This window comes from Fervidicoccus sp. (assembly GCF_049967375.1).
In the GTDB taxonomy this organism is placed as follows: domain Archaea; phylum Thermoproteota; class Thermoprotei_A; order Sulfolobales; family Fervidicoccaceae; genus Fervidicoccus; species Fervidicoccus fontis.
Map to the genome: position 1 here is coordinate 1 of NZ_JBMFSV010000002.1, position 13,269 is coordinate 13,269.

Sequence of the window (13,269 nt, forward strand, 5' to 3'; positions counted from 1 at the left end):
TTAATTTTCCAACGCTTAGTTTTTGCATTCTAGCTATATCTAAACTTTCATGCTCTTCTTTTTCCTCTATCCTTTTTCCCTTCAAGAGTTTTTCCTTCGGTTTTTCTGAAGCTCTTATTTTCTCTCCATAAGAAACTTTGCTAATGTCCCTCCAAGCATCATTAAATATTTCCTCATCATATTTCCTCTTCACAAATACAGATTCAATCACTGGCTTCAACGGAAAATAGCCATATGGAGAAAGTTGAGTTGCAGTAATATATAATTTTACAGCATTTTCAATTTCACTTGTACTTACCAATACGTTTCTCTCTCTCAGCCTACCTGCAATTCCTTGTACAATACTAATTACTTCATCCAAATTAATTTCATCAGAAAGCATAATCTTACCCGAAGAATCTCTTTATAATTTTTATTACTGCTTCTTCCTCATCATTTCTCTTGAGTAGAGTGGCTTTTGCGCCTTCCAGCAGGTCTTCTTCACTGACTCTCTCATGCCCTCTCAGCATCGCGATCCTCGCGCTAATTCCCATCCATCTAACGCTATCAGCGATTCCTGGTTTGTACATCAAATCTGATTTTCGCAATACATTAATGGCTTCTATTCCCTTCATCATCATGTCTTCTGATATTAAAGAAGAAACTGTTCCAAGTCTTAATCTAATGATCTCAATCTCTTTGTCTGGTGGCGGATAGTCAAGCTTGATCCTCACTACCCTCCTCATAAATGCGTCGCTTAGCTCATTTTGTGCTAGGTCTTCAGGATTGCTAGTAAAAATCAGCTGAAAGCCGATTCCCTTAGCTTTATATACCTTTTTTAGTTCCGGGATGATTATTCTTCTCTTGTCTATGACGTCGAGCAATAGGTTTTGAAATTCTTCGCTACTCCTTCTAATCTCATCAATGAGTATTCCGCTGTCCAGTATTAAAGCAGCAAGCAGAGGCCTTGGAATAAAAGATTCCTCGTTAAATCCTTCTTTGTAAGCTTTCATAGGATGGAAGTCTCCTAGGACTCTATACTCATCATAGTTCTCGCTGCAAGGAAGGATAATGGCCTTTCTCCCAGCCCAAAGGCTTAAAAGTGCTTCTCCAATTTCAGTTTTACCTGTACCTGGAGGACCTTCAAAGAGAACGGGGAGACCATCAATAAATGCTGCAAATACAAGCGTTATTAGTCCCTCGCTTACGATCAGCTTGTACTCTTCTCTCAAAATTTTCTTTGCTTCAATAGGATTTCTTACTTCTCTTATTCTCGGATATGCCTGTTCATAAATGTCTCTTACTTTAACTTCTATAGGATCAGTCTCACTTGTAAGAGAATCAGCCATTTTTTAACTTCCTTTTTTTAAATTATATAAAAGCTCAATCAATTATTAAATAAAAGTTAAAGACTAATAAAATCAACTTTTATATAGGATTTCTTACCTAAAACTTCCTCTGCTATCCTCCTTATTTCTTCTTCAAGACCTGGCTTCAAAGATTCTGAACGGTATTCTAAATATCTGAATTCCTTTACGAACGACTTATGATCTAACGCTTCTATTCCTATTAATTCATTCAGCTTCTTTTTTACATTTTCGTGATCATCGTCATAAAAAGTTGTATAGAAAATTCTGTAAGCCTTCATCTCTTTCTAGCCTCCAGTCCCTGTTTGCACCCATCTACACCTATTTCAGATTAAAAATTAGGTCATCCTAGAGGGGAATTATTGCTGAACTTTTCCTTTTCTTCTTCCAGTTCTCCTAGCAGCAATATGACCAACCTTTCTCCCTGGAGGAGCATTCCTAGACACAGTAGTTGGCTTACTTTCAGACTGGTGGTGACCTCCACCGAACGGATGAGATACTACGTTCATAGCTACTCCTCTGACTTTTGGATACTTTCTTGCTTTCGGCTTCCATTTCCAATAGCTGTTTCCAGCTTTTAATAAGGGTTTTTCTATTCTTCCTCCTCCTGCTGCAACTCCTATTGTAGCTCTCGACCTACCATCAATTTCCTTTGACTTGCCGCTAGGAAGCACAACTGTCACCGTATTTACACCTTTACTTATTATTTGGGCATATCCGCCACCTGTCCGCACAAGCTTTCCCCCATCCATTGGCTTTATCTCAATATTGAATACCTGCGTGCCTTCGGGTATTGACTGAAGCGGGAGTATATTTCCATTTACAGGTTTAGCATTTGGTCCTATTTCGATTTCCTGACCAATATATGATCCTTCTGATGCTATTGTATAGAATTCAACCCCATTTTCTAGCTTCACTTTTGCCAGAGGAACCCATCTTCCAGGATCGTGAATGATCTCTACGATATGTCCTTTGAATGTCTCATCTTCTTTTATTGCAGGATATGCTGCAGGCGCTTCATGCAGATGCTTTCTGCTCCTAAATGTAGGTGAGCCTCTTCCGGCTCTCTGTTGCCTTATTTTCTTACCCATATTTTCCACCTCATAATAGTCCTAATCTTGTAGCTACTTCCTCAGCCTTATATTCTGGGGTAAGTTTAACAAAAGCTCTTTTCTCTCCTTTTGGAGTTATTTCTGTTCTGACCTTTTCAACTTTTACGCCAAATCTTTTCTCAACTTCCTCTTTTATCCTTAGCTTTGTTGCCTTTCTATCAACTACAAAGACGATTGTATTATACTTTTCTATGTAATTGAGCGCAAGCTCAGTGTGAAGTGGTGAAATTATTACAAATTCTTCGCTCATCTCAATACCACCCTAATATTTTTAAATCTTTCTTGAAGCTTTAATAGAGAATCTTTTGTATAGATAGTCAATCTGCCAGGAACGCCCCCAGGAGCTAAATGCAGTATTGACAGATTATCAGCGCTTACCACATCAACTCCAGGCAAGTTTCTCACCGCTTTTGCAAAAGGAGTATTGATTGAAGAAAGTACAAATAGCAAGCTTTTAGGCTCAATATATCTTCTTCCTCTCATTTTTCCCTTTCCTGACCTTATCCTTATTCTGCTATACGATCTTTCGACATCCTCCCAGACGCCTAATTTTTTCAGGAGCTCTTTTGCCTCTGAAAGTTTGGTGATCTCTTTTTCTATGCTACTATCTAGTACAATTGGAAGAGCAGTAGACGTGAACTTATGTCCTCTTTTCTTCACAAATTCTATCGAAGATGTTGCAGCAACTGCAGAAGCTGTGGCTAACAATCTTTCTTTTTTGTTTATTTCTTCAACTATTTTTTCCTCAGTCTTTATAGGATGAGCAACTCTTCCTCCAACCGTCATCGGAGCAAAGGCTCCTTCTGATGTTCCCGGTACTCTAGGTACTCTGGCCAACCCTCTTCCTACACCTAAACTTTCAGCTGGGGTTCTTTTTCCTGCCATCGGATCTCTTCCTTTCGGCTGTAGTCCCGCTGTAAACTCAGCATGAAAGGCTCTTCTTATTAGATCTTTTCTTATCGGAATGTAAAATACTAGTGGTAGTTCTGTTTTCTCCTTAGGCTGAGCATTTTTGTCAAATACATCGACCTCTATTTTTGCGCTATTATTAACAACTATAACCATTACTCACTCACCTCACAACTCACCAATTTTGTGGAGATAAGTTATCTTAGGCGCGCCCTCAGGTATCCAACTTGGAGGTCTCACAGGTTGCCTTAATATCACTGGTCTTTTTCTTGAACCAGGAATGCTTCCTGCAAGAATCACGAAATCTGTTCTGATTAATCCATATTTATGCCATCCACTGGAGGGGTTTATTTTTGCTAACAGTTCCTTATCTTTTCCTTCTGTATCAGCTATATACAGAATTCTTTTGTTGTAGTCCACTCTCTGGTGGAATCCCATTTGACCTGCCTGAGGAGCTGTAGAGAGAGCGCCCATACCTGGACCCCTAGCTCCAATTTTTCTCGCTGCCTTTCTATGCTTATGCCATCTCGGCAATACTTTTATTCCAAATCTTTTCACAGGACCTTGAAATCCCTTTCCTTTAGTTACTGCAATGATGTCGACAAATTTTCCAGGATTAAATATTTCAGAAATCTTAATAGTTTTCCCCAATTTCTCAACTGCATAACTGAACTGCGCCTTTAAGTCTTTTCCTGACAATCCAACTTCAATTAATTCAGGTTTCTTCTTTGAGATGCCTCCCGCTAAAGTCGGCTGAGATAAAAGAAGCGCTCTCAATTCGGCCATTTCGGAGAGAGATTTCTCTAGCTCTTCTAATTTTTGTTGTGTTGAATTTGGAGAAAAGCTTTTTATTAGCCTTTCTATGTTCGTGTTCTTTAAGGTATCACCGGTTGCCCATGCCTCAGTTAATGGTTGCTTGCCTTCATTTATATCAAAGCTGTAACCTCTTATTCCAGCCAGGATCATTGGAGGAGTCTCTAGCAAAGTCACTGGAGTGAAGATCTGCTTCCCGAATGTTATAGATGTTTTTCTATCATCTACCACAAGTGCATGTGTCATTCCTACCTTATATCCTATAAAACCTAAAGGAAAAATTTTCTTTTCTTCTAATACAGGCCAAGTCCTTACTCTTGGTACAATTCCTTCAAATCTCTGCCTTGGCCTTACCCCTAGAGTTCCTCTTCTAGGAGCGCTTTTCTTTCTATGACCCATCTTTCACCTACCATCCGAGAGTAGCCCGGTCAGCATGTATTTGCCAACTAACCTAAATATAAATATAAGTTTTACCGGGACTCTCTTTTATTTTCAAATAAGATAGGCATTTATAAAACTTATTCAAGAAGAAAGTACGTTCAACAGTGAAAGAGCTATAAACAATGCCTCTTCCATTCTGATCGTTTTAGTGCCCTGATCTCTTACAAGATTATAAATTCCGTGAAAGAGGTCATCGGTATTCCCACCAAGCTGCTTAAATATCTCAAATATTCCTCTGTAAGGCTCTCCAAACACGACTACAACTTTATCGCTACTCTTAAGCTTTTCTTCAACTTCTTTTAGATTTTCCCAAATAGGATCGCCGAACTTTGAAGTACCTATTACCAGTCCCTCCTTCTTTTTTTCCTTTAAATAATCTAATGGGTTCTCGCATTCTCTTACTGAATACCCTACATATATATCGGGATTTTTAATGATTTCGAGCTCAGAAAGATCGCCTTTCTTCACCTTGACGAAAATGAGATCCCCCCTTTTCAATTCATAATTGCTATTTGAAATCTTAACCTGTTTTCCAACTCCGATGTCTGCGAATATTGCACTTTCCTTAACTCTCTCAACCAACCCTACTCTTATGTCACCTTCTTTTGCCTTTTTAGATAGGCTGTGCGTTGGTATTTGTAGAGGATACGCCATCCCAACGTATTTTAATTCTTTTCTCTTTCCAAAGATTTTCTTCTTAAGGTATGGAGGAGTGACAAAATACCTTAAAAGAAGCCCTAGAATTTCTTTCTGGTCTTTGCAAGATTTCTTGTCGCTCCTGCTTCTATAGAGGGTTATTCTTTCAACTTTAAAAATTGATGCTGCTCTTGCAATTATATTAGCTTTTAAGGTAATTCTTATTTGGTCAGGTTCGTTTTCCAAAGAACAATATGGCAATAAAATTTCAATGCTTTTCATTTTGCAAACGTCACCTTAAGTGAAGATCATCAGCTAAATTTTGCGTTTAGAAAAACTTGCAAAAAGTATACATTTAAGTTTTGCTCATTAAATAAAAAGCTTTTATCGAACAATTCCTAAGTAAGCACTCCGCCCTGAAGGTGACACCTTCGATTGTAAGAATATTAATTTGTATACTTAAAATCTTATTTGCTCTTTTTCTCTGCTTTCTTCCCTTTAGAGGCTTTTTCCTCCGTCTGAGTGCTTTCTGTCTTTTTTACTCTTTCTGTAGGTCCTCCTACGCCCATAAACAAAGTTGTTTTCTGTTTTCCTCCCATTCAAAACTACCTCCATGATGATTTTTATTTTTATATTCTTTTGTTTAAGGATTAATATTATTTGGGATGATGATTTTGCCGAGTACAGAAAAACAATGATGATGAAAAATTCCTGACCCTTTTAATTGGAAACCGATTCTAATTATTTTTTAATTTTTTTAAAAAATTATTTATAATCCAAATAAAATTTAATTTTATTTTGGTGGTTTATTTTGAGTACAAAAAAATCCGTAATTTCTAAGGACGCAATAGTAAGAGAAGGCGCTTTAATATTAGGTTCTTCTATAATTGGAAGCAGAGCTTTCATAGATACTGGAACTGTAGTAGGGTACCCTATTAGAAGTAGAATTAAAATGCTTCAAGAAGGAAAAAAAGGGGAAATAGAAAGCGAAGGTGCTACTATTGGAGATAATTCTGTTATAAGAAGCAATTCTATAATATATGAAAGAGTAAAAATTGGGAAAAACGTTGAAACGGGACATAGAATATTGATCAGAGAAGACACTGAAATAGGAGACAACAGCATTATTGGAACAGATACAGTAATTGATGGTAGGGTGAAAATAGGGGAATTCGCCAGAATAGAAACTGGCGTTTACATACCTCCATATACAATAATTGGAAAAAATGTATTCCTAGGTCCAAGGGTAGTATTTACCAATGATAAGTACCCTGTAAGCAAGAGACTACTCGGAGCAATAGTTGAAGATAACGTAGCTATTGGTGCAAATGCTACAATCATAGCTGGTGTCAGAATTGGCAAAGGTGCTGTAATAGCATCCGGTGCAGTTGTTACGAAAGATGTAGAACCTAACACTGTAGTCGCTGGAGTGCCTGCGAGAAAGCTGATGAGCAAAGATGAATATAATAGAAAGAGGGAAAAATATGAATCAGAAGCATGAATTTGTCAATCCCAATATTTTCTCGTCCTGAAGTAATTTCTTTCCTCTTCGTAAAGCGTTCTTAAGAACTCATTCCATCCTAATTTAAGCATGCTTAACGCCCTTGAGGCTCCTTTTGGGCCTACTCCATAGGGAGTCAAAGCCATAACTGCAGTCTTTCCATGCGTAATTACCAGCTTGGCTCTCTTTACAGCATCCTCAAAGTATTCCTTTTCTTTCCCCTTCAGAGATTTTTTCCCTTCTTTGAAGTATTTTCTGATAGCATTTACGAATTCTTCGTTACTCGGAGGTAACGGTGCTACAGCTCTTGCACCGCATTTTTCACATGAAATTATATCCGGCAGTTCAGAGACTTTTACTGACTTTTCCCAGCCGCAGTTCATGCACTTGAGGAGTACGGTCTTTTCCAATATCCTTTTTTCCAAAACTTTAATTAAAAGCTCTTGAGGAAGAGTCTCCAGTGCGTATCCTACAGGTCTCGGCGCGCTAGAGCTATTTACAACTAGGGGACTCAAACCTTCTATGGGTTGCGCAACGATTCTCACTTTACCGCTTTTAATATCTTTCAGCATTTCTATAACTGATCGGATATCAAGCTTTTCATAGAAAACTTCCCTAAAAGCCTCCTCACCTATTAAAGTGTCTTTATAATATTTAAGCACTTTTTTAACTTCACTAAGCGTTGCATTTTTAGATATTGCTCCCATTTTCTTTGCAACAGTAGATAGCTTATACATAAAAATATTTGATTTTTTGAGTTGGGATTTAATCATCTCTTCTATTTCATCTTTTTCTTTCAAAGAAAGACTGTACAGCGCTTCAATCAGATCATTTAGAGTCAGAGGAAATGTGGATTCCATGTAGATTCTATATGGGTCACTCGATGTAGAAACTGACCTCCCTGTTTTGGAAAAAATATAATTTGAAATGAGAAGTGAAAGGGTCTCGTTCCCGTTTGAACCTAGCGGATAAGTTAAAACTAATAATCCCGTTTTTGTCCAGTCAATTAAAGCGATGTTCTGGCTTGGAAACTCGAAGCCTTGTTTCCTTGTATCTTCGCAGACCTTCTTTACAAAATCATATGCTTCAATAGTTATAGATTGATACTGAGATTTAATTTTTTCATAGACTTCTCCTCTGCAGATTCTCGACAGAAGAGATATTGCTTCTCTTGCAACATTTCTTGAAACCGGGATCATCTCTCCTATCCAAGACGGCGGTGCACCCATCCTTTCGGTTACTTCTTCTACAACTAGCTTTTCATCATCAATTGATACGACAGACCACTCCCTACCCTGCAGGATGAAACTTGAGCCCTCATCAAGCTTTGATAAAACAAAATCAGAATCTAAATATCCTATTCTATCGCCATATACAGTTACAACAGGAATCTTCTGTACGTCTGGAATCATTGTTGTTGAATAATAATACTCTCTTGCTCTTCTGCTAGCTACAAGCTCTCCATTTTCTTTTCTAATAATCAGCTTGATGCCTTCGCAAAATTCAATCGCTTTTTTGAGCTCTTCCTCAGTGAGGTTTCTGAACGAAAAAGTTGCGTTCAGAAACTTTAAAATCTCTTCTTCTTTTCTCTGTTCAGCGGAAAGCAACATTCCTACTAATTGATGTACCAAAACATCAAAGGGCCTTTCATGAGGGATGAGGCTTTCAAGCTCACCTTTCAAGGTCCTCCTTGCTATAACAACAGACTCGATTATTTCGTCTAAGTTTTTCGTTGTAACTATTATTCCTCTAGCCTTCTTTACTATTGAATGTCCGCTTCTTCCTACTCTCTGGAGCATCCTTATAGCCTGCCTCGGCGAGCCGTACTGAATAACAAGGTCAACGCTACCAATATCAATGCCAAGCTCTAGACTTGATGTTGCAATTATCCCCTTTATTTCGCCTCCTTTAAGCTTTTTTTCGACGCTTTTTCTGACTTCCGTTGCTAAAGATCCATGGTGAATTTCGATGTCATCTCTACCTAATTCCCTAAGCTTATACGTAAGAAATTCTGCCATGTCCCTTGTATTAGTAAAGATGATAGATGATTTAGCTCTTTCAATTTCCTCATTTATTATTTTTAGAATTTCGCTGAATTCATCTTCTCCCTTGCTACTTGTTCCTGAACCTGGAATCCTCACTTTTATCTCAATATCCTTTTTAACATCATCCTCTATAACTTCGCAAAAAGGACATGAGTAAAATTTCTTTATTATAGATGCATCCGGAATTGTAGCAGAAATGCCAATGAACTGGTACTTTTTTACTATTCTTTTAAGCCTCTTCAAAACAACCTCAAGCGTATTACCCCTCTCGCTATCTATAAGCTCGTGAACCTCATCGATGACCACAAATTTAATATCTGTGAGCATATCTCTCGTAGCGCTATGAGTTATCAACATTGAAAGGCTTTCAGGAGTAGTAATAAACCAGTGATAAGAAGAACGAAGGAAATCACCCCTTTCTCTTTTACTAGAATCTCCGTGCCTGACTATGCTTTTCAAGCCAATTTTATTTGATATATCTTCGAGTCTAACGAAAATATCTCTATTCAATGCTCTAAGTGGAGTGACGTAGACCATCAGCGGTTTCCCATTCCAACTTTCATCCTTCAGCATTAGGGAAAAAATTGGAAAAACTGCAGCTTCTGTTTTTCCACTTCCAGTTGGCGCGGTAATTATCACATCTCTTCCCTGAAGAATCTTAGGTATTGCCTTATTTTGAATTGAAGTAGGCTCGCGGTATCCATACTCCGTTATGACTTTTAAAAGCCTTTCATCTAGAAGATCGAATGCATTTTTTTCCATTTTTAATTGCTCCTTTTTAAATATCGAATTGTAAATCTTGTAAGTAAAGAGCACTTCTAAAATATCTAATTGTGGCGGTTTTTATAATTTTATAGATGAAGCTAGGAACTTTTTTGCTGATTAAAATGAAGACATCCCACAATAGATTTTAAATGTTTTTCTATGCAGGAATGAGTAAGATCTAATCATCTAAGTAAAACATTTCAAGCTATATTTGAGGTATAGGTTTAGAACTGATGTTTTTCCTACTCCTTTCAAAATAAAGCATGATCCATGTACTTAATCCCAAAGGAAGGAATACTATAGCTAAGATAAGCAATAAAGTTTCTAGTCCAAATACGTCATAAATTTTTCCACCGAGAGATTCACCTAATGCTATTCCTATACCCATACTCGTCACATATACACCTGAGGATGGACCCCTAATTCTAGATAAATCTGTAAAGTCTGCAAGCAATGAGAGTAAAGTAGGTGGTATCGATAAAGCTAGCACAGAAAAAGTCAATAATATCAATGTAAAGAAAAACATGCTGATTCCCTTAATATTGCTGCCATAGCTTACGAGAATGGATAACATTACGAGAGTTGATGGAAGGGAAAGCGAGCCAGCCAATAGAGAGTTAACTTTTCCCAGAATGCTTGCAATGTAGCTTCCTCCCATAACACCTAAGGACAAAATTATAAGTGCAAAAAGTAGCATAAAGCTTGAGAAGAGTTTCAAACCTGGGTTAGAAACTTCTATTGGACTGAAAAGCTCGCTTAGAAACTTTGGGCTTATGAACGCAACTCCCATCACAATAGAAAAACCGAACCACATAGGAACAAGCTTTAAAACCTTGCCCTCTATTTTAGCTTTAAGGTGAAAGGTTATCTTCTTGTTCTTAAATTCACTGATATTTCTTCTACCTATGCTTTTCGATAAAATAATGCTCGATAGGAATGCCAAAAAAGAGAACAGAAATGACGGGGAAAAACCCTTTATTGCTGAAGGAAGGATAAGCTGGAGAGTCCCAGCAAAAGTAAAACCAACAGCATAGCCTATTATATTTGACACCTCTAGCCCCCCGACTCCAAACAGCCTTCCCTTTGTTGATGCCTTTATGGTTTCTTCTGAAATTACCGCTAATGAAGACGTTAGCAAGAATGAAGCAGAAAGTCCTGCTAGAGCTGAGGGGATAGTAAAAGCTTCAGCACTGATGCTCATATCAGCAAAAACGGTCATAATAGCATAAGAAATAAAGAGAAGTGAAGATGAAAATATAATAGAAATTGAACTCCCCAAATATTCGTAGATGATCCCACTGAATATTCCAAATAGTGCTTCAGTAAATGAATATGACGCTTGTATAATTCCCTGCATCCAAGCAGATATATCTGGAAATGCTGTAGTTAGTGAAATTATAAAACTCGCATTTGCTGCCCTCATTAGAACTACAGAAATGTAAATTAGTAGCGATGGCGTGAGCTTCATACCTGCTTTTTCTAAGCTCTTTTCTATCATTTTCAGCTCCTCTACTGCAACCACATCAGCGATGAAAGAGTACTAAGAATCTTAAAAAATGCTAGTCATAATAACTAAAATATTCATTTAATTAATAAAATTATATCTGAAGGCCCTGTCTTTCAGGATAGGGAGTAAGACCTATAAGCTTTTCTAGTTTTTTGTTGATAATGAATATTAAAACAGTGTATGTATTGAATGAATGGTTGTTCTAAGAAAAAAGATATTGGATAAATAGGCTCCGATAAATTTTCAAAACGAGAATCTCTGATTGCATTTACTTTCCCGCATTTATTTGGTTTTACATCTTTCATTTGCGGGGAATCTCCCACTCTTTAAGACTGGAAAAAGATCAGATATATGCAAAAATAATTTTTCCTTAATTAGAAACTTTAATGAATAGTGATAAGTTATGGAGAAAAAATGCTTTAAGAACATAGGATGCGTATCTGCCCTTGGAATTGGAACGTGGGGCATTGGTGGAGGATTCTGGACTCCTGATTATTCCCAAGATCTTGAAAACGAGAAAATTTTGAAATATGCAATAAGAAATGGTATAACTTTGATTGATACTGCTGAAATGTATGGAGGAGGACACTCAGAAGAAATTGTTGGAAATGCAATAAAGGGAGAAAGAAGGGATGAGTTATTCATAGTAACAAAAGTATGGAATGCAAATGCGAGCTACGATAGAGTTTTGAAGTCTGCAGAAATGAGTTCTAAAAGATTGGGTACATATATAGATTTGTACCTTTTGCATTGGCCTTCAGACACAGTTAATATTTGTGAAACTATAAGAGCTTTTGAAGAGCTTGTTGAAAGAGGAATTATAAGATACTATGGTGTAAGTAACTTCTCAGTTGAAAGATTGGAAGGAGCTATGAATTGCCAGAAAAAGTTTGAAATTGTAGCTGTTGAAAATCAGCTTAGCTTGAAGAACAAAGAAGATCTTTATAATGTCGTTGAATATGCTAAAAGGAAAGGAATGCTCTATTTAGCTTATACACCAATAGATAAAGGTACCATAGCTAATAGCGGGATATTAAAAGAGATCGGACAGAAATATAACAGAAGTCCTGTCCAGGTTGCTTTAAACTGGCTTATTTCAATTCAACCAGTTGTTCCTATACCAAAAGCCTCAAATTTGAAGCACCTCAAAGAAAACTTAGGAGCAGTAGGTTGGAGGATCAGCGAAGAAGATTGGAAATTGCTTGAAAAAGCTTATATATAGCAATTTTTTTATCTTCCTCGACTCTTCCTTATCAATCTAAGAAACCTTATTTCCATCCTCTTTATGAATAAAGTGAGGACGGCTAAAAGAAGAGATTGAAAGCCAGCAAGTGTTAGCATAATGGCTACTAAGCCTTTAACATAATAAGTAATATCAGTGAAAAAGTAATAGTATGCTACGTATAATCCAAGTGCTAATCCTGGTATCAATAGAAGAGAGCCCAAAATGAATATGAAGAAAGTTGGGTTGTAGTTGAGCATAAGTTTTATCATATCAACAAAAATGTGAAACCCGTGAAGAACTCCTAATTTCTTCTTTCCAATCCTCTTCCTGTATTCTATTTGAATCTCCCCCGCATATCCTCCTTCAGAAACTACATGAGCCAAAATCTCAGACTCAATTCCAAAGTTTTTAGAATTGAACGATATCTCCCTCAGTATATCTGTTCTTACAATGTACATTCCACTAAGAACATCTGAAATTCTCGTTCCGAAGAGTATATTAAATGTTAAAGTAAGGCCGAAATTTCCGATTTTATATATAAGTCCTTGTGCACCCTTCTCAAGCTTTTTTCTGCTACCTATAACTATGTCTTTTTCCTTCTTGATTTCTCTATACAAATCTACAATATATTTTGCAGGATATGTGTAATCGCCATCCATAATGAGAATATACTCTGTCCCAACGTAATTTAATGCTGTTTTTATTGCCATGGACTTACCTATACCTTCCTGCTCAATGACTTTTACCCCGTAGGATTTTGCGATCTCGACGGTCTTATCTGTGCTTTTTCCATCTACTATCAATATCTTATCCTTAGGTACTTTCGCCTGGTTGATTACTTCTTCAAGCACTTTACCGATTGCTTCCTCCTCATTCAAAACAGGAATAACAACAGTTAAATTTTTGTATTGTTCAGCTTCTTCCATTCCATCCAGCTCCAAGGCCATATGTTTTCATCAAATATGCATT

General features: G+C 37.1%; 14 protein-coding genes. 2 read left to right on the forward strand and 12 right to left on the reverse strand.

What is annotated here, in order from left to right; genetic code table 11:
- From ACP5SL_RS00565 to ACP5SL_RS00605, 9 genes are all read right to left on the reverse strand, one after another.
- Positions 1-382, reverse strand: a 382-nt coding sequence (locus tag ACP5SL_RS00565; RefSeq protein ID WP_428228022.1) for a hypothetical protein, incomplete at its 3' end; no start/stop codon positions are given.
- Between the two features lie 4 nt (positions 383-386).
- Entirely contained in the window at positions 387-1,328 is a 942-nt protein-coding gene (locus ACP5SL_RS00570) for an AAA family ATPase (RefSeq protein WP_014557657.1), read from the reverse strand.
- A gap of 56 nt (positions 1,329-1,384) precedes the next feature.
- Positions 1,385-1,627 carry a hypothetical protein gene (locus ACP5SL_RS00575; RefSeq protein WP_014557658.1) on the reverse strand — a complete coding sequence of 81 codons (243 nt, stop codon included), beginning with the start codon at positions 1,625-1,627 and terminating at the stop codon, positions 1,385-1,387.
- Positions 1,628-1,705: 78 nt separating this feature from the next.
- The gene (locus ACP5SL_RS00580; protein ID WP_148683553.1) at positions 1,706-2,437 is read right to left on the reverse strand and encodes a 50S ribosomal protein L2; all 732 of its coding nucleotides are present in this window, start codon (positions 2,435-2,437) and stop codon (positions 1,706-1,708) included.
- 10 nt (positions 2,438-2,447) lie between these two features.
- Entirely contained in the window at positions 2,448-2,708 is a 261-nt protein-coding gene (locus ACP5SL_RS00585; protein WP_014557660.1) for a 50S ribosomal protein L23, read from the reverse strand.
- A complete protein-coding gene (rpl4p, locus tag ACP5SL_RS00590) occupies positions 2,705-3,523 on the reverse strand; it encodes a 50S ribosomal protein L4 (protein WP_014557661.1) in 819 nt (272 codons plus the stop codon). The genes ACP5SL_RS00585 and rpl4p overlap by 4 nt, the downstream gene beginning before the upstream one ends.
- A gap of 12 nt (positions 3,524-3,535) precedes the next feature.
- Complete coding sequence (locus ACP5SL_RS00595; RefSeq protein ID WP_014557662.1) at positions 3,536-4,579, reverse strand: 50S ribosomal protein L3; 1,044 nt, start codon at positions 4,577-4,579, stop codon at positions 3,536-3,538.
- Positions 4,580-4,702: 123 nt separating this feature from the next.
- Positions 4,703-5,539: a putative RNA uridine N3 methyltransferase gene (locus ACP5SL_RS00600; RefSeq protein WP_428228023.1), complete on the reverse strand. Its 837-nt coding sequence runs from the start codon at positions 5,537-5,539 to the stop codon at positions 4,703-4,705.
- A gap of 185 nt (positions 5,540-5,724) precedes the next feature.
- Positions 5,725-5,856 carry a hypothetical protein gene (locus tag ACP5SL_RS00605; protein WP_265589022.1) on the reverse strand — a complete coding sequence of 44 codons (132 nt, stop codon included), beginning with the start codon at positions 5,854-5,856 and terminating at the stop codon, positions 5,725-5,727.
- A gap of 212 nt (positions 5,857-6,068) precedes the next feature.
- Here ACP5SL_RS00605 and ACP5SL_RS00610 point away from each other — a divergent pair, with 212 nt between their 5' ends.
- Positions 6,069-6,758: an acyltransferase gene (locus ACP5SL_RS00610; RefSeq protein ID WP_014557665.1), complete on the forward strand. Its 690-nt coding sequence runs from the start codon at positions 6,069-6,071 to the stop codon at positions 6,756-6,758.
- A 5-nt stretch (positions 6,759-6,763) separates the two neighbouring features.
- Here the strand turns inward: ACP5SL_RS00610 and ACP5SL_RS00615 are convergent, their stop codons facing one another.
- Positions 6,764-9,565 carry a DEAD/DEAH box helicase gene (locus ACP5SL_RS00615; RefSeq protein WP_428228024.1) on the reverse strand — a complete coding sequence of 934 codons (2,802 nt, stop codon included), beginning with the start codon at positions 9,563-9,565 and terminating at the stop codon, positions 6,764-6,766.
- Positions 9,566-9,773: 208 nt separating this feature from the next.
- A complete protein-coding gene (locus ACP5SL_RS00620; protein WP_428228025.1) occupies positions 9,774-11,066 on the reverse strand; it encodes a hypothetical protein in 1,293 nt (430 codons plus the stop codon).
- A gap of 412 nt (positions 11,067-11,478) precedes the next feature.
- Here ACP5SL_RS00620 and ACP5SL_RS00625 point away from each other — a divergent pair, with 412 nt between their 5' ends.
- Positions 11,479-12,297 (forward strand): aldo/keto reductase, encoded by an 819-nt coding sequence (locus ACP5SL_RS00625; RefSeq protein WP_014557668.1) that lies wholly within the window; start codon positions 11,479-11,481, stop codon positions 12,295-12,297.
- A gap of 8 nt (positions 12,298-12,305) precedes the next feature.
- Here the strand turns inward: ACP5SL_RS00625 and ACP5SL_RS00630 are convergent, their stop codons facing one another.
- Complete coding sequence (locus ACP5SL_RS00630; RefSeq protein ID WP_272985511.1) at positions 12,306-13,247, reverse strand: glycosyltransferase family 2 protein; 942 nt, start codon at positions 13,245-13,247, stop codon at positions 12,306-12,308.
- Between the last annotated feature and the right edge of the window lie 22 nt (positions 13,248-13,269).

What these genes read in the sequence shown, in the direction of transcription:
- ACP5SL_RS00570 (WP_014557657.1), bottom strand. Translation starts at nt 1,328, where the DNA reads ATGGCTGATTCTCTTACAAGTGAGACTGATCCTATAGAAGTTAAAGTA.
- ACP5SL_RS00575 (WP_014557658.1), bottom strand. Translation starts at nt 1,627, where the DNA reads ATGAAGGCTTACAGAATTTTCTATACAACTTTTTATGACGATGATCAC.
- ACP5SL_RS00580 (WP_148683553.1), bottom strand. Translation starts at nt 2,437, where the DNA reads ATGGGTAAGAAAATAAGGCAACAGAGAGCCGGAAGAGGCTCACCTACA.
- ACP5SL_RS00585 (WP_014557660.1), bottom strand. Translation starts at nt 2,708, where the DNA reads ATGAGCGAAGAATTTGTAATAATTTCACCACTTCACACTGAGCTTGCG.
- rpl4p (WP_014557661.1), bottom strand. Translation starts at nt 3,523, where the DNA reads ATGGTTATAGTTGTTAATAATAGCGCAAAAATAGAGGTCGATGTATTT.
- ACP5SL_RS00595 (WP_014557662.1), bottom strand. Translation starts at nt 4,579, where the DNA reads ATGGGTCATAGAAAGAAAAGCGCTCCTAGAAGAGGAACTCTAGGGGTA.
- ACP5SL_RS00600 (WP_428228023.1), bottom strand. Translation starts at nt 5,539, where the DNA reads ATGAAAAGCATTGAAATTTTATTGCCATATTGTTCTTTGGAAAACGAA.
- ACP5SL_RS00605 (WP_265589022.1), bottom strand. Translation starts at nt 5,856, where the DNA reads ATGGGAGGAAAACAGAAAACAACTTTGTTTATGGGCGTAGGAGGACCT.
- ACP5SL_RS00615 (WP_428228024.1), bottom strand. Translation starts at nt 9,565, where the DNA reads ATGGAAAAAAATGCATTCGATCTTCTAGATGAAAGGCTTTTAAAAGTC.
- ACP5SL_RS00620 (WP_428228025.1), bottom strand. Translation starts at nt 11,066, where the DNA reads ATGATAGAAAAGAGCTTAGAAAAAGCAGGTATGAAGCTCACGCCATCG.
- ACP5SL_RS00625 (WP_014557668.1), top strand. Translation starts at nt 11,479, where the DNA reads ATGGAGAAAAAATGCTTTAAGAACATAGGATGCGTATCTGCCCTTGGA.
- ACP5SL_RS00630 (WP_272985511.1), bottom strand. Translation starts at nt 13,247, where the DNA reads ATGGCCTTGGAGCTGGATGGAATGGAAGAAGCTGAACAATACAAAAAT.